Source organism: Bradyrhizobium sp. CSA112 (genome assembly GCF_029051645.1).
Lineage (GTDB): Bacteria > Pseudomonadota > Alphaproteobacteria > Rhizobiales > Xanthobacteraceae > Bradyrhizobium.
Window position 1 is genome coordinate 34,290 of the sequence record NZ_JAACFS010000047.1, and the last position, 16,835, is coordinate 51,124.

At 62.2% G+C, this 16,835-nt stretch carries 9 protein-coding genes; 1 reads left to right on the plus strand and 8 read right to left on the minus strand.

All coding sequences use genetic code 11. The annotated features are described in order from the left end of the window. Positions 1-76: 76 nt before the first annotated feature. The 3 genes from GWE18_RS38230 to GWE18_RS38240 form a co-directional block, all read right to left on the minus strand. Positions 77-3,622 (minus strand): DUF3427 domain-containing protein, encoded by a 3,546-nt coding sequence (locus GWE18_RS38230; protein ID WP_275190744.1) that lies wholly within the window; start codon positions 3,620-3,622, stop codon positions 77-79. Between the two features lie 1,099 nt (positions 3,623-4,721). Beyond that, positions 4,722-7,169: an adenylate/guanylate cyclase domain-containing protein gene (locus GWE18_RS38235; protein ID WP_275190745.1), complete on the minus strand. Its 2,448-nt coding sequence runs from the start codon at positions 7,167-7,169 to the stop codon at positions 4,722-4,724. A gap of 354 nt (positions 7,170-7,523) precedes the next feature. Then, positions 7,524-9,581, minus strand: coding sequence for an AsmA family protein (locus GWE18_RS38240; protein WP_275190746.1), 2,058 nt, complete (start codon positions 9,579-9,581; stop codon positions 7,524-7,526). Between the two features lie 219 nt (positions 9,582-9,800). On the opposite strand from GWE18_RS38240, the gene GWE18_RS38245 reads away from it, so the two are divergent. Continuing rightward, positions 9,801-10,475, plus strand: a complete 675-nt coding sequence (locus GWE18_RS38245; protein ID WP_275190747.1) for a Crp/Fnr family transcriptional regulator — start codon at positions 9,801-9,803, stop codon at positions 10,473-10,475. Between the two features lie 14 nt (positions 10,476-10,489). Here GWE18_RS38245 and GWE18_RS38250 read toward each other — a convergent pair whose 3' ends face one another. The 5 genes from GWE18_RS38250 to GWE18_RS38270 form a co-directional block, all read right to left on the minus strand. Next, on the minus strand, positions 10,490-10,834 hold the full coding sequence (locus GWE18_RS38250) for a type II toxin-antitoxin system RelE/ParE family toxin (protein WP_275190748.1): 345 nt from the start codon (positions 10,832-10,834) through the stop codon (positions 10,490-10,492). Positions 10,835-11,127: 293 nt separating this feature from the next. Next, positions 11,128-14,271, minus strand: a complete 3,144-nt coding sequence (locus GWE18_RS38255; protein WP_275190749.1) for an efflux RND transporter permease subunit — start codon at positions 14,269-14,271, stop codon at positions 11,128-11,130. Continuing rightward, positions 14,271-15,194 carry an efflux RND transporter periplasmic adaptor subunit gene (locus tag GWE18_RS38260; RefSeq protein WP_275190750.1) on the minus strand — a complete coding sequence of 308 codons (924 nt, stop codon included), beginning with the start codon at positions 15,192-15,194 and terminating at the stop codon, positions 14,271-14,273. Before GWE18_RS38260 ends, GWE18_RS38255 begins: the two co-directional genes overlap by 1 nt. Before the next feature lie 157 nt (positions 15,195-15,351). Beyond that, a complete protein-coding gene (locus tag GWE18_RS38265; protein WP_275190751.1) occupies positions 15,352-16,032 on the minus strand; it encodes an OmpA family protein in 681 nt (226 codons plus the stop codon). A 144-nt stretch (positions 16,033-16,176) separates the two neighbouring features. After that, a partial coding sequence (locus tag GWE18_RS38270) for a tetratricopeptide repeat protein (protein ID WP_275190752.1) occupies positions 16,177-16,835 on the minus strand: 659 nt, incomplete at its 5' end.

Consider the following 16,835-nt stretch of genomic DNA (forward strand, 5'->3'; position numbering starts at 1 on the left):
GAAGGCCAGCGTCTTCGGGCCGCAGCATCTGCCACAGCCCCGAGCCATCGAGTATTCCAGTTTCCCCAGGAGGCTCTCAGGATGATGGTACGCTGAGCAGACGTTGAAGGTTAGCTGGTACGGCCGTCCGCAATCGCCATCTTATGGAGATTGGCGCCTCACCCTCCCATGAGATGAAATCAACCTCGCCGCAATAAATGAAGGGCGTTGGCTTTGAACCCGTCTTCTTAGTTGATCTAACAAGCAGATGGACTCGTTGCCCCAGGGCACCGTGATTGCGGAGAAGCTGCCCATGCTTGGAGTCTTGCGTTGTCCGTTTCTGACTTTGCCAGGCAAACTCGCGATCGGATACAAAATGATCGACGTATCGATGACCCTCGTTCATGTCTTCTTTGGCGAGCGTCACCAGAAGGAAAATCTCCGGATCTTGGACGACAAAACCAGCGTTCCAAATCGCCTGACTAAAAGCGAGACCAAAGGCCGGCGCTATGGCTTCGCGTAGATAGCGTTCCCAAACCTGCAGTCTTTGAGAAGCCGGGATTCGTAGCGGTTCGATTTCAAGGCCCGATGGGCCGCGCTTTAATCTTACTCGTTCGCCACGTCCTGGTAGTCCAGCGTCATCCCCAAACCAACGACGGAGGATATCTGGCAGTTGGTTTGTCTCATCATCCAGCTTCCGGACGACGTCGATGGAGTCCTTTGCGATCAAGGCCTCGTAAGCTTCTTCTTCTACTTCGATGGGAGCAAGCCCCTGCTCTAGGTGGAGAGTCGCAGCGGCAGCCGGAAAGAGCAAGGTCGGACGATCGTCAGCACGGGATACTCGGCAGAAAATATCGTTAGTCGCGTCGCCCGAAACTTGTCGGTCCAAATACTGCGCTAGCCGCCAGTCTAGAATCTCGCGCAGAAGGTATCGAAAGGGCTCGGCGTCTCCAGCTTCGAAGGTGGTCGACAAGCGATTCACTTCGAAGCGGAAGAAAGAGACGCCGCCTGTTCCATGTCCGTCAACAAAAGCACGGATTGGATTTTCAATGAGTAAGCGGCGCAAGGCTTTCGTATCGTTGACGTCGACAGAAAAGTCGTCTCGGATTTTGAGATATCGACCGGCTAGCTTGGCAACTCCCTCTACTAACTCGTCAATTCCGATGTCGCCAGGTATTGCCTCTGCTGAAATCAGCGCAAGCAACAAAACGATTTTGTAGCTACGTGAAACCTCGGTCTTTTCAACGCTCTCTAAGAAGGCGCGGGATCTGGACAGGGCGGTAGACTCGGCCTCGCCAAGTCCGTTCATGCGAGAGACGAATCCTAGCCAAGAACGTTCGCTGTTGCTGCGCGGATTATACCCTTCGTGAAAAGCCTCAACGGCGGTCGGGCGGACACCGTGACGCTCGAAGAAGTCTCTGTAGAACGCTTCGAGCGCAGCTTCGGGCCGAGCTGGCTTCAATAGCCGTTCGAGAATCTCTATGCTCTCAAGTTCGTAAGTAACGGAACACCCTTCCGGCAGATCCAATTTTTCCGTAACGACCTCATGGAGGGTGCTCCTAAGAGCGCCGATGCTGCTTGCATTTCGGTTTGCTAGAGCCGCAACTGAGCGCAACTTCATGAGAAATGAGCGGTGATTGCCTATGTAATCGATTACTTTCAGAACTGATTTATCGGGTGCTCTGCGTAAGCCCCGACCAAATTGCTGCATCCAGATCACCGTCGACTCGGTTGGCCGCAGCATCAGAACGGTATCGATATTTGGAATATCGACGCCTTCGTTAAAGATGTCCACTGAGAAAATGACGTCAAGCTCGCCGTCTGCTAGCTGCTGAAGCGAGGTCGTTCTGGGAGCACTTTCACTACCGGCATGAACAGCCACCGAGCGCACGCCACGAGCGTTGAAGAACTCTGCCATGAAGTCGGCATGCCGTTGCGAGCAACAGAACGCAATGCACCGCTTTGCACCGTGCTTGCGGAACTGCTCAAGAGCATTTTGAGCACGCGCCTCGGTGGCAACTGCTGCTGTAAGCTCCGTTGGGTCAAAGCGCGCGTTCCGCCACGGAATATTGGCGTAGTCGACGACATCCGGTACGCCAAAGTACTGGAAAGCGCTGAGGAGGCCAGCAGAAACGCCATCGGGTACTGAGGCTTCAAACACAACGTTCTCTTGGCACAGTGCGAGAAGATCACCACCGTCCATTCGCTCTGGCGTCGCTGTTAGTCCAAGTAGGAATCGTGGTTGGAAATGATCAATTATCCGCCGGTAGGTCGTGGCTGCGGCGTGATGAAATTCGTCGATGATGATATAGTCAAAAGATGTTGGCGCGAACCCACTTAGGTTTTCTATGCGTCCCAATGTCTGTACTGAGGCAAAAAGCAGGTCCGCACTGGTCTCTCTCTGCGAAGCAATCATTCTTCCGATAGACGCATTCGGTCTGACGCGTCGAAAATTGTCGATCGCCTGATTCAGGATCTCTTCACGGTGAGCGACGAAAAGAACGCGGCGGAACTCTGACCTGTCGCTATCGAAAGCGGAAAGCCAGGTCTTCCCTAGTCCCGTTGCCAGAACAACTAGTCCTGCGGAGAAGCCCTCCTGGCGAGTGTCTTCGAGGGCCTTGAGCGCGGCTTGCTGGATAGCGTGCGGGATCGCCATAGGAGCGGGCGCTTCTTCTGCAACTCCTGCTGCTCGCCAATCTGGGGATGTCCGGCGCGATTCGTAGCTGCGTATCCAAGCTTCGGTGGCAGGGACAGCCGAGTATGAATTGAAGATATTTTCGAATGCGGTCGTGACTTCCAAGAATCCGGCTTGCTCATCGCGAGAGACCACTTTGTAGTTCCATTCGATGGAATTGGTTAGTGCCGGGGCTGATATGTTTGAGCTTCCGACAAAGGCGATGCCTTCGACGTCGGTCTGAAATATATAGGTTTTTAGGTGGAAACCTCGGTCCCGCGCTTCAAAGACCCTGACTGTGAAGTCACCAGCAAGGTCGTTGAGACGTCTTAGCGCCGCGGGTTCCGTAACGTTGAGGTAGTCTCCAACAAGAATCCGCGCCGTGCCTCCCCGCGCCAAAAAGTCTCGAAGATGCGCGACGATCATCCGTGCGCCGCTGTCGAGCAGAAAGGCGACGGCAATGTCGCAGATAGTTGACCCATCGAGGTGGAGTAGTAGATGCGGCAATAAAGGGTCGGTGCCGCCTTTCACGAGCTTTTGGCGGATGGCAATTCCAGAACGGGTTTCGTTGACAGCAAGGTAATTAGCCTTATCCGGAATCACATGCCGCACCCCGCCGCGAGGGTCGGCAACATCGCCGGCATAGCGCGGGATAATGTGCAAATGAAAGTGGAAGACCGTTTGACCGGCGGCCGTGTCTTGATTGAAGCCGACGTTGAAACCATCTGGGCGGAATCGCTCGGAGATGATGCCTTGACCCTGATCGACCGCTAACCAAATCGCAGCCTTCTCGGCGGAGGTTAGGTCCGGCCAGGCTGGCACATGACGCCCGGGAATGATGAGAAGGTGACCTGGACTCGCGGGAAAGCCATCCCAGATAGCGGTCACGAGGTCGTTTGAGAAAGCGATGCGGCTTGAATCAATCGAACAAAATGGGCAACTCGCTAAGCTTAAAACGTTCGCCGGCATCGCCAGTCTGTCTCCACGATGCGTTCCCGGCAATCGACGAGTCCGGCCTCAAAATCGAGCCCAGATGCAACAAGCGTCACTTAGCTGATTGGCAAGATATCGGCAACGGCCAGTCAGAGGAGGGCTTGGCTGGAAGCACTCGCTGCAGACTAGGAAGATCAGACTGGCCGCTTAATTTGCTTGTCGGGCAAATCACCAAAAATCTGTCAATCCGTTGGTGCAGAAATAATTCGCTTCCCGATTGACCCAAATCACCCGTACAACTCCGCGCATCCCGTCCCACCAAGAGGGGCGTATCGCGATCGTCACGGACGTTGGGTGCGGGATGCGATGGACGCGGCAGCGTCGGGCGCGCGAGGGGTCGCAGGGCGGATTTCCGTGAGCGACCATCCGGCGCGCAGACGACCGGCGCTTAAACGCCTTCGCCAGAATCTCGGTCGGCAGCACATGAGCCGGTCGAAGCGTTTTGGTGGAGGAAGCCGCGTACGGCAAAGGCGTGTGGTCCTGGCACCCGTGGCTGGTGTCAAGCTGATGGAGATTTGTCGGGCCCAACCGGGCTTCGAGAAATCGTCAATCCGTCAGCGACGGTGGCAAGAGGAATTCGTCGCCGGGGAGAGCGCGTTATAAGCCGTAAAACCATTGCGCAGGGAAGGCCGGGTGTTCCGGCGCACCTTGCGGTCACCCGTGTGCATTTTTGCGCACGATCGCGGGTGCTGAGGGCACCCGGCTTTCCCTGCGCCCTCTGAATTTTCGGTGGGCGGATGAAGATGCAAATCCTCGGGCGCGTGGCGCCGCGGGAGGTTTTGGCGTGTGTGTGTATGGAGGCCCCCGCCGTCATTGCGAGCGAAGCGAAGCAATCCATTTCTCCTCGCATTCGGAGCTGCATGGATTGCTTCGTCGCTTCGCTCCTCGCAATGACGGCGGAGAAAACTCGGGGCTGTTTGAAATTCGAAATGCGAGCGCGCGGCACACTCGGTGTCGTCCCTGCGAACGCAGGGACCCATAGCCACCGGCGGGTGTTTTGCGAAAGGCGTCTGCCGCTTTGCCCTATTGAGAGATCACGCGGTATGGGTCCCTGCGTTCGCAGGGACGACGGAGGCTACTGCATCTTCTTCCGTCGCGCCGCCGCTGCATCCACGACGTTGTCCACCTCCTCGCGCCAGCTCATGATCTCCGCCGCCAAAATCGGATGATTGAATCCCTTCAGATTCAAATCGTCGATCGGCTTGCCCTCGACCCACGGCTCGACCATGCCGTAGACGCGCCTGCTCACCACGATCTGGTTGGCCTTGGCTTCGTCGCACAGCCGCGACGCCAGGTTGGTCACGCTGCCGATCGCGGCGTATTCCAGGCGCTGCTCGAAGCCGATCTGGCCGAGCGTGGCGTAGCCGAGCGCGATGCCGATGCCGAAGCCGAGATTGTGGCCGCGGTTGCGCCACTTCTCGGTGAGTTGCCCGATGGTGTCGCGCATCTCGACAGCCATGCGAACGGCGCGCGCGGTGTGATCCTCGAACTGGATCGGCGCGTTGAACAGGATCATCACGCCGTCGCCGGCGTAGCGGTCGAGCGTGCCTTCGTATTTGAAGATCAGTTCGCCGAGCGCTGCGTGATATTCGCGCAGCACGTTCATCGCCTCTTCCGGCTCGGTGGTCTCGGTGAAACTCGTGAAGCCGCGCAAATCGCAGAACACCACCGTGACTTCGCGGCGGTGGCTGTCGAGCAAGCCTTCATGGCCGTCGGAGGAGGCGATCAGTTGCGCCACCTGCGGCGCGAGGAAACGCTCCAGCCTGCGGATGCGCTCGATCTCGCCGAGCTGGGTTTCGACGCGCTCCTCCAGTGAGCGGTTCCAGTCCCTGAGCTGGTCGGTCTGCTCCTGCAGCTTGTCGGCCTGCTCGCGCACGATGTCGTTGGCGGCCAGCAGCTCGCGGCTCTTGTGGTCCACCTCGGTGAACAACCGCGCATTGCGCATCGCCAGCACGGCCTGGTGGGCAAAGGTCTTCATCAGCCCGATCAGATTGGCGGAGAATTCACCGGCGTTCTGCCGCAGCACCACCAGCGATCCCAGAATGCCGGTCTGGTCGACCAGCGGCACCACCAGCACGGAGTTGTAGCCGGCTTCGATCGCGACGTCGCGCAGGGGATGTTCGCGCATCGCGCCGAGCTGGGAAATGGCGATCGGCTCACCGCTCGTCGCGGCTTCGCCGAGCGGCGAATTGTCGGCGTCGATGGCGCGGTGGCTGCCTTCGGCCGCCTTGTCGATGCCGATGGATTCAGCGAGGCTGAACTGGTGATTGCCGGCGTCATAGCCATAGATCAGCACGGCGTCGGCATGGGTGATTTCCAGCGCACGCGCGGCGACCGTGGGCAGCACCGCGTTGAGATCGAGCGAGGAGGCGACCGCGCGGCCGACTTCCTCGAGCACCTTGAGCTCGTTGATCGATTGCGCCAGATCGCGCGTCCGCTCTTTCACCTTGGCTTCGAGGTTCGAATAGGTCTCGGCGAGCTGCCCGGCCATGCCGTTGAACTGGTTCGCCAGCTCCTCCAGCTCGTCGGACGTCTTCACCTCGATGCGGTGGCCGAAATCGCCGGCGCCGAGACGCCGCGCGCCGGCCTGCAGCGCCGTGATCGGCACCAGCATGCGCCGCGCCATCATGGTGCCGGCGATGATCGCGACCACGAGGCCGAGTGCGATCAGCAGCGCGATCCGCGCCAGTTGATCGCGGATCGGCGTCAGCGCCTGCGCCGTCGGCTGTTCGAAGAACACATGCCAGCCGAGCTTTGCGACCGGCCTCGACGTCGTCAGCACTGCATCGCCCCTGCTGTCGGTCCCCGACGCCGGCGCCCTGCCGCCCGAGGCGATGACGGCAGCGACCTGCGGCAGCGCCGCGAGATTCTTGCCGACCTCGGGGCCCCTCGCCGAGCTCGCCAGCACCTCGCCTTTGGGATCGACGACATAGGCGAATGCCACCCGGCCGACCTGGTCGTCGCCAAGCAGATCGTCGAGGAAGTCGAGGTCGATCTCGGCGACGGTGATGCTGCCGTCGGCATGCGACAGCGCGATCGACATGAACGGCCGCTGGTCGCGCAAGTAAGCCGGCGCGAAACTGGTGCCGCGCGTGACGGTCTCGGTGAAACGGATATCGCGCGAGAAATCGGCGTTGCTGCCGAGCGTGACGGTCTGCCGCGTCAGGCGGAGCTGCTCGCGGCCATTGCTGCTGAGCAGCGAAAGCTGGCTGACCTGCGGCACCTGCCGCAGCAACTGGGTATAGTCGGCGCGGCGCAGATCCAGCGTGTTGGAGGAGGCGCGCGTCACCCAGGAGATCTGGCGTTCGAGGTCGGACATCGATTGCTCGATGCGCTTGGCGGTCGCCTGCGCCTTCTCCGACATGCCGTCGCTGAGCGAGCTCTTGATGCCGCGGTAGGTGATCCAGATTTCCATCGCGCCGTTGACCGCCAGCACGAACACGACGAGGCCGACCAGCGCGACGACGTATTTGGCGAACAGGCCCTCGCGCAGGAACCAGACTCTGTCCTTGACCTCGTTCATCCGGACCCTCGTGCCGGCCCACGCGGGGGCGCGCGCATCGGTTTGTCACGGCCGGCCTGTCTCGGCAGCCCCGGCATGAGGGTCTGTCTAGCACGAATTGGGGGGCAGGGCTGTGAGCCCGCCGACATGGTTAGCCCCAATTGTGGGCAGGAATCACGGGGGATTCGTCATGCCCGGGCTTGCTTAACCTCGCCCCGCTTGCGGGGAGAGGTCGGATCGCCTTTCGCGATCCGGGTGAGGGAGTACAGGTCTCACGTCGTTCAGAGCTCGCGGAGAGAGCCCCTCACCCCGACCCTCCAAGAGCGAGCTACGCTCGTCTCGACCCCGCAAGAGCGGGGCGAGGGAGTGGCCGTGTCACCGGTTGAAAAGCTGCCGCAAGACCTCGTTCATCGGCTGGCTGTCCGGCTGCGCGGTCGTATCGCTCGGTGGCGGGGGAGCCGTCGGCTCAGCCGGCGCGGCCTCGGCAGGAGCCTGCGCGGGCGAGTTCGGACCGGGGATGCTGCGTTGGCCGCCCGGACGCGCGCCGCCCTGACCCAGCCCGCTCAAGCCCTGCTGCAGCAGATTGCCGATGCTTTCGCCGAGCTGGCCACCAAGCGGGTTGGCCGGCTGTCCGCCAGCCCCCTGTCCGCCGGCGCCGCCTTGTTGTCCGCCGGCCGCTCCCGGCTGTCCGCCGAGCAGGTTGCCGATGGCAGCGCCAAGCCCGGCGCCGCCGTTGGCGCCGAACAGGCCCTTGCCCATCTCCTTCAGCCTGGCATAGGCCGCATCGGGATTGTCGAGGATGCCCTGCATCTCCGGATAGATCCGCGGCGCGCCCCACGGGCCCTCGATCATCACGGGAATGCCGAGCCCGACCGGATCGGCGGCGCGGCCCTGGCCCTCGGTGGTCATCACGAGCTTCGGCTCGACGCGGAAGCCGATCTGCTTGGTGCCGAGATCGATGGTGCCGACGCCGGTCATCTTCACCAGCGGGCCGACCAGGTTGAGGTCGGTGGTTTGCGCCTGGCCCTTGTCGATCTTGAACGACGCCGACAATTGCGAGAGGTCTGTCGCCTTCTCCTCGCTCTCCTGCCAGCCCGACAGCGTGCTCGCCGTGAGCGAGCGGATCATCTGCGCGACGTTGAGCCCCTTGATCGCACCGTCCTGGAACACGACGAAGGCCGTGCCCGCCATGTTCGACATGATCGCGCGCTGGCTGGTGCCGGCGGAGCGCACGCTGATCCTCGCCTGCATCTTGCCGTCGATCCTGTCGAAATCGGCGAGGCCATCCAGCAGCGGAAGCGCGCGCACGCCGGTGAGATCGGCCCGCATCGTGTATGCGGGATTGGCGGTGGAGACATCGAGGGTCAGATCGCCATTGGCGTTGCCGTCATAGGCGCCAAGGTTGGAAATCTGCGCCTTCAAGACGCCGCTTGCGAGCGTGGCGTCGATCGCGGCGGGGGTGAAACGCGCGTCGCCGACATTGAGTTCGGCCGCGGAAATGCGCGCCTGCAGGTCGATGTAATTGAGGCCGTTGACGTCGATCGTAGCACTGCTCCAAGGCTGTGCCGAGCCGCCGCCGGTGCTGCGCGTCATCGCGACCGTAAGCTTCTGGAAGTCGAGGTCGAGCTTCACCAGCGGCTTGCTCGACAGATCGACCGAGGCCCAGCCGTTGAACGCGCCGTCGCCGAGCGCGCCGGTAACGCCGTTGATCATCACGACCGAGCCGTTGAGCCGGGCTTCGGCCTTGGCCATGAGCGGGGCGTGCAGCAGGCCGGGCGCGTCGATCTTGATCTCGGCCGGGATATTCTGCCGCTCGATCGGCGGCGCGGGCGGCGCCGCCTTGATCTCGAACTTCAGCGGATGGCCGCCGCTGCGTGCGCTGCCTGTCAGCCTGACCTTGCGGTCGGCATCGATGGTGATGTCGGCGTTGACGGCCTCGATCCTGTTCTCGACGCGGTCGCGCAGATTGGAGAACACGACGGTGCCGCCGGTGACGCTGACGCGCTCGATCGAAAAGGCGTCAGCCGCTTTGCCGGCCGCGGGCTTGGGGGGAGGACTGGCCTCCTTCACGCGCTCGCGTTGCAGCGGCAAATTCACCACCGGACGGATGATGACGAGCTCAGTGATCTGCGGCTTGCCCGCCCACAGGCTCGCGAGCGTCACGTCCGCCTCGATGCTTGAGGCCGTGAAGCGGTGGTTGATGTCGCGGTCCTTCGGATTCTGCAGCGTGACATCGCTCAGCGTGACGTTGAGCGACGGCCACAGGCCGATCCTGGCGCCGCCGTTGATCGCAAGCTTGTAGCCGGTCTCGCGCTCGACCCGCTCCTGGATCTGCGCCGTCACAAAGCTCGAGGGGATGCCGATCACCAGCAGCAGCGCGATGACGACGATCACGGCGGCAATGGCGGCGCCGGCAATTTTCAGTGCTCTCATATCGACATTCCAGACCGCGCAAGCGGCTCTTATTTCGGTCGCGCGATACGCGGGCGCAACCGGTCAGGCGAGCTTATCCCGGAAACGGGATGGGCCCAAAGAAGCCAAAAATATTCCGGGGGTACTGCAAAGTTATGTGACTTATGACACACTCGTTGGCGCGGGATCTTGCTAACGGCCTTGATAGGGCGGGTCCAGGCCGATTTGGAAGGTAATACTATGAGTAAACAGGCCGAATTTGCGGTCATTTTGAAAATGAACCCGATGTTCGCCGATCTGGGCGCCGATGAGCTGCAGCGCATCTCCGGCCTTTGCCACACTCAGCAGCTCGGCGTCGGTGAAATGCTGTTCCAGAAGGGCGACGCTGGCGACGCCCTTTACGGGGTCCGGCGCGGCCAGATCCGGATCGAGACCGGCGCCTCCGACGGCAGCCGCCTGACGCTGAATTTCATGGGACCCGGCGACCTGTTCGGCGAGGTCGCCGTCCTCGACGGGGAGAGCCGCACCGCGGACGCCACAGCGGGTGAACCTTCCGAACTGTTCGTGCTGCGGCGCGAGGATTTCCTGGCGTTCCTGGAACGCGAACCGAAAGTCGCGATCAAGATCATCAAGCTGCTGTGCCAGCGCATCCGCTGGCAGAGCGAGCGGATGGAGGAATCCGTGCTGCAGCCGCTGCCGGTTCGCCTCGCGCGGCGGCTCTGTGCGCTGGCTTCCGATTTCGGTTCCGAAGTGCACATCTCGCAGGAACAACTCGGTGTCTTCGTCGGCGCCGCCCGCGAAAGCGTCAACCGTCAACTGCAGCTCTGGCGCAAGGACGGCATTCTGGACCTGCAGCGCGGCAGGATCCTGCTGCAGAACATGACCAAGCTGACGGCGGTGGCGCGGAACGAGTAGGAGCTGCGGGCGCGCTATACGCGCGCTTCGCGACCGTGCCAGATTCTCGTGATGAGGATGTCGCCTGCTTCGGCAAGAATGACGTAGCGGATAATATAACCAGACGCCCCGAAGCGGACGATAATCTGGCGAATCTCGGGATCCTCCGTCGACATTCCGAGTGTCGGAAAGTCCTGCAATCTCTCGATCGCGGCCGAGATCAGCTCCAGCGCTCGTCGTGCAGCGGCCGGATTCACATCATTGAGAAATGTTCTGAGCCGCTCGACGTCCTCTACGGCGTCGAGCGAAAGGAGAATCATCTGATCTTGCGGGGTTGCGGGCGTGGCAGTTCGTCTGAGGAACCCCAGCTTGCGACCCACGCTTTGACATCGTCAAGCGGTACGGCGGCGCGGGTCCGTCGAAATTCTTCGTAGCGACGACGATCCTCGCTAATGTCTGGACCGGCAAGATCGACAACGGAATCGAGCAACGCGACTGCTTCCGCCAACACGGCAGCAACATCCTGGCCGCGCTCCTTCGCCATTTCGCGAAGTCTCGCGTCAGTTTCAGCGTCGATTTCAAGCGTTCGGTTGACCAAGTTCATGATGTGAAATTTATCATCTATCGGTTGCCTGTCGAGGCCTCTCAACCAAGCGACCTCATACAAGTTCCCTCACTCCGCCGCAGGCGACATCGCCGGCGGACCCTTGGTAGGCGGCTCCTTCTCCGATCCGTGAGCGTCGGACTCCGTCTCCGCGCTGGAGACGATCAGCTTTTTGCCCAGCCGCCAGAACAGCGCACCGAGATCGTCCATCACCATGAACATCGCCGGCACGAACACCAGCGACAGGATGGTGGAGAAGATCAGGCCGCCGATCACGGCGAGCGCCATCGGCGAGCGGAATTCGCCGCCGGCGCCGAACGCGAGCGCTGACGGCATCATGCCCGCGGCCATCGCGATCGTCGTCATCACAATCGGGCGGGCACGCTTCATGCCGGCGTCGATGATCGCCTCGTCGCGCTTCTTGCCCTCGCGGATCGCCGTAGTCGCGAATTCGACCAGCATGATGGCGTTCTTGGTGACGATGCCCATCAGCATCAGGATGCCGATCCAGACCGGCGTGGTGAGCTGCTTGCCGGTCAGCAGCAGGGCTGCGATCGCGCCGCCGATCGAGAGCGGCAGCGAGAACAGGATGGTGATCGGCTGCAGGAAGGTGCCGAACAGCAGCACCAGCACCGCGTACACCATCATCAGCCCCGCGGTGATCGCGGTGGCAAAACCTTCCGACAATTCGTTGAGGCTCTCGGCGTCGCCTGACGGGCTGACCTTCACGCCCTTTGGCAGGCTCTTCATGACCGGAAGCTCGTAAATCATCTTGGTCGCGTCGCCGAGGGCTGCCGTGCCCACGAGGTCGGCCGCGACGGTCGCCTGTCGCTCACGGTCATAGCGGTTGATGCTGGTCGGACCCTGGTCGAGCTGGATGTCGGCGACAACCGACAGCGGCACGCCGCCGCGTTCGCCGCGCTGGCCGAGCGGCACCCGCAATTGCTGCAGCATCTGCAGGTCGCCGCGCGCATTGTCCTCGAGCTGGACCCGGATCGGGACCTGGCGGTCGCCGGCGTCGAATTTTGCCAATGCCGGACCGACGTCGCCAATGGTGGCCACGCGGATCGTTTGCGAAAGGCTTTCGGTGGAGACACCAAGCCGCGCCGCCAGTTCGGCCCGCGGCCGGATGCGAAGCTCGGGCCGGTCGAGCGAGGTTTCCGAAATCACGTTGGCGATGATCGGAATCCGCTTCATCTGCGTCGCCAGCTCGCTGGCGACGTTGTTGACGATGTTGCTGTCGACACCGGTCACGACAAGCGAGATCGCGCGCAGGCCGTTTTCGTCGAGGAACCAGAAGCGGATATCGGGAACGTTTTCCAGTTCCTGGCCGATCTCGAGCTCGAGTTGCCGCTGGGTGATCTTGCGATCGCCCTTCGGCGTGTAGTTGATGATCAGCGCGGCGCGACGAACTTCCTGTGTTCCCGGCGGCACGCGGCCGCCGTCGACGAAGATGCTCTTCACCTCGGGGCGCTTGCGCAGCCGCGCGACGATTTCTTCCGTCACCTTCTCGGTGTAGGCGAGCTGCGAGCCCGGCGGCAATTCCATCGCCAGCAGCGAGCGCGCGGTGTCCTGCGCCGGCAGGAAGCCTTGCGGCAGCAGCGTGATGCTCCAGATCGAGGCGGCGAAGACGCCGAAGCCGATCAGGACGGTGATGAAATAGTGCTTCACCGACCAGGTCACGAGCCGGGTGTAAACCTGCAGGATACGTCCGGGCGGCGGGTCCTCGTGCGGGTGATCCTTCAGGAAGTATGCCGCCAGCACCGGCGTGACGAAGCGCGCGGCAAGCAGCGAGAAGAACACCTGTACCGACACCGTGATGCCGAACTGCTTGAAGAACTGTCCGGCAATGCCGGACATGAAGCTGGCGGGAGCAAAGATCGCGATGATCGTCAGCGAGATCGCGATCACGGCGAGGCCGATTTCGTCGGCGGCTTCGAGGGCCGCGCGGTAGGGCGACTTGCCCATGCGCATGTGGCGCACGATGTTCTCGATCTCGACGATGGCATCGTCGACCAGAATGCCCGTCGATAGCGTGATGGCGAGGAAGGAGACCAGATTCAGCGAGAAGCCGAGCAGATCCATTGCCCAGAACGCCGGGAAGATCGACAGCGGCAGCGAGATCGCGGCGATAATGGTGGCTCTGATATCGCGCAGGAACAGCAGCACGACGATCACCGCAAGGATTGCGCCCTCGAACAAGGTCGAGATCGCCGCATCGTAATTGCCCTTGGTGAAGTCGACCGAGGTATCGATCAGCTTCAGATCGACATCGGGATAGGCGACCTTCAGCGCATCGATTCGCTTCTGCACGGCGGCGGCAACCACGACGTCGCTGGCGCCCTTGGAGCGCTTGATGCCGAGCGCCACCACCGGCTCGCCGTTGAAGCGGGCAAAGGTCCGGCGATCGGCAATGGTGTCGGTGACGGTGCCGAGATCGTCGAGCCGCACCTCACCGCCGCCGAACAGCGGAATCATGGTGCCGGCGAGCTCGTTCAGCGTCTTGGCGCCGGCCAGCGTGCGAATGGCCTGGTCGTTCTTACCGATTTCGGCGCGGCCGCCGGCAAGGTCGACATTGGTGCCGCGCAGAATCTGGCTGACATTGACGGCAGTAAGCCCGGCGGCCTGCAGCCGGTCGGGGTCGAGCGAGACAAGTATCTCGCGCTCGACACCGCCGATACGCTCGACTTGCGCCACGCCGCGCACGCCCTGCAGCGCGCGTTTGACGACGTCGTCAACGAAATAGGAAAGCTGCTCCGGCGTCTTGCCGGGCGAGATCGCCGCATAGGTGACGATCGGCAGGCCGATCACGTCGACGCGCTGGATCAGCGGTTCGTTGACGTTCTGCGGCAGGTTGGCGCGTACGCGAGTGACGGCGTCCTTGACGTCATTGAGCGCGCGGTCGGTGTTGGTCTCCAGCGCGAACTGGATCGTGGTCACTGACAGGCCGTCGGTGATCGACGACGAAATGTGCCGCACGCCCTCGACGCCCGATACGCCGTCCTCGATGGTCTTGGTAACCTGCGATTCCAGCTCGGCCGGAGCCGCGCCGAATTGCGCTACCGCGACCGAGATCACCGGAATGTCGGCGCTCGGCAGCCGCGTCACCGCGAGCTTGGTGAAACTTACCCAGCCCAGTACCAGCAGGATGATTGAGAAGACGATCGAAGGCAGCGGGTTGCGGATCGACCATGCCGAGATATTCAAAGCCATTAGCGTGCCCGCGTGCGCTCGAGTTCATCGGCGAACATGGTCTTGACCTGGTCGCCGTCATGCAAAGAGGTGCCAGCATCGGCCACGACGGTTTCGCCGACGTCGAGGCCTTCAAGAATTTCGGTAGAGGTGTCGGAGGTCAGGCCGACGCGCACCCTTCGCGTCTCGATCGTGTTGCCCTTCACGACCTGCAGGGTCAGGCGGTCGATGGCGGTGCGCGGCACCGCGACGCCGCAGGAGCGTTTGGCGTCGATATTGGCGCGGGCAAACATGCCGACCTTGAGTGATGGATTGTTGTTCAGCGAGATCCGGACCTTGCCGAGCTGGGTGCCTCGGTCGATCTGCGGCGAGATCTGCCGGACCTTGCCGACAACGTCGGGCGCATCGTCACGGCTGATACGCACCGTCGCGCCGGGATTGAGCTTGAGCAGGTGAACGCTCGGCACTTCGGCTTCGAGCTCGATTTCATTGTTCACGGAAATGCGGAACATCGGGCCTGCCTGCGGCGAGGCCGGCGCGCCGACGGCGGTCCTGGCTTCGGTGACGAGGCCGGCAGCCGGCGCGCGCAGCGAGATCGGCGCCTGTCGGCCGCCCGGGGCGCCTGGCTGCTGCGGCGGCGCGGTGAGGCGCGCCAGTTCCTGGTTTTCGGTGACTGTGTCGCCTTCGCGAACGAACAGATCGGTGACGCGGGAACCCTCCTGATCGACGCCGACCTGGGCCTCGCGGCGTGGCACGATAAAGCCGGTGACCCGCACCATGTCGGAGAAGCAGGCATTGGTGGATTTGGTCACGATCACCAGCGCCTGGCCCGGCGTGTCCTTTTCTTCGGCGCGGGGTCGGTGCTCGAACCAGTAATAGCCGACGGCCAGAACGACGACGAAGGCCGTTCCGAGCGCAGGTTTGAGGTATTCGGAGAATTTCATCGCCGGATCAATCCAGACTGGAAGTCAAATTAAACAGGGCGCTTGGCCGGCCGATGGCCTGCAAGGGAGCCCAAAACGAATACGTCCCGCACGGGTGCTGCGGGACGTATTGTAGCCGGAAACTATTGGTCGGCGCCACGCCCTTACTTGCAGGTCCTTACTTGGATGCGCTCGACGCCGTGGCCTTGTTTTCCATGTTTACGACCTGAACGCGGCGGTTCACTTCCGCCATCGGCTGGCTCGGATCCTTGAGCTTGCTCTTGCCGTATCCGACGGTGACGAGATCGGTGCCGTTGATGCCGTATTTGTCGACGAGATAGCGCTTGATCGCGTCGGCGCGGCGTTCGGAGAGATCCTGGTTATAGGCCTCGCCGCCGGCCGCATCGGTGTGACCCGCCACGACGAAGGTTGAGCCCTTGAGATCATTGTTGGTGAGCGCGCGGCCGAGCGCCTGAACCGACGGCAGCGACTTGGTGCTGATATCGGCCGAGTTGTAATCGAAGTTGATCTCCAAATCGATCTTCGGCTTGTCCTTGACGATGGCGGCGATCTCCTCGCGTTCGGCGCTCGAAAGCGACCGCGTGGAGCGACCACGGATCTTCTGCACGAACTTGCCCTCGGCGGCGGATGCGGCCGGGTCGACGGTGGCGGTCTGCGGACCGACCGAAAGCCCGCGGGTCAGCGGCTTCTTTTCGGGCGCCAGCGCACGGACAATCTGATCCTCGGTGACGTTCCTTTCCTGGGCCAGGGCGGTTCCCGTACTGAAGGAAAGTGCGGCGCCGAGCGTCGCAACCGAGACGATTTCGGTAAGAATTTTCGTTGCCGAGAAACGCGCCATTGCCAGTCCCCTCCTGCGCGTTTCCCGCGCGGTTCCAATATCATTTAAATGGGCTGCCGGACCTTGATCGCAGCCGGCTGCTTTCCTTTAGTCTGGACGCCCGCCTCAGGGTTCGAGGGGCGGCCGGCCTTCATCCAAAAAACGTCACTGCACCCCGTAATCGGCGAATTCCTTGACGATATTGGGGTCCATCGCCTTCGCATTGTTAATATCCAGGTCGCCTTCCGGAATCGAGCCGTTGCGTTTCTTGGCAAGGCCGCGGCCGTACAGCGACGACGTCAATCTGGGGTTGATCTTGAGGGCTGCGTCGAAATCAGCAATTGCATTCTTGTTCTGGCCGCTCTTCAGATTGACGAGGCCGCGGCTGTCGAGCGCATCGACGAAATTCGGCCGTAGCCGCAGCGCCTCGTTGCAGTCCTTCAGGGCCGCCTGCAGGTCGCCGATCACCGTGCGCGCCCAGCAGCGGTTGTTATAGGCTTCCACATCCTTCGGGTTCAGCCGCAGCGAATTGTTGAAGTCCTTGATGGCGAGCTCGTAGGCTCCCTTGCTCGCATAGACCTGCCCGCGCCGGTACAGCGCGGCCGCATCATCAGGATTATCGTTGAGCTTTGCGGTCAGGGTCTTGATGGTCGGGTCGTCGGCGAGCGCGACCGCCGTCGGGCTGGGGCTCTCGGCCGGCTTGGCCGGCGGCGGGGGCGGAGGAATCGCGGCTTCAACCGGCTTCGACGCCGCCGGAGGCGGTGGGGGTGGCGGCGCAGGCGCGGCCACCTGGGGTGCGGCCGGCGCAGGAGTAGGTGCAGGAG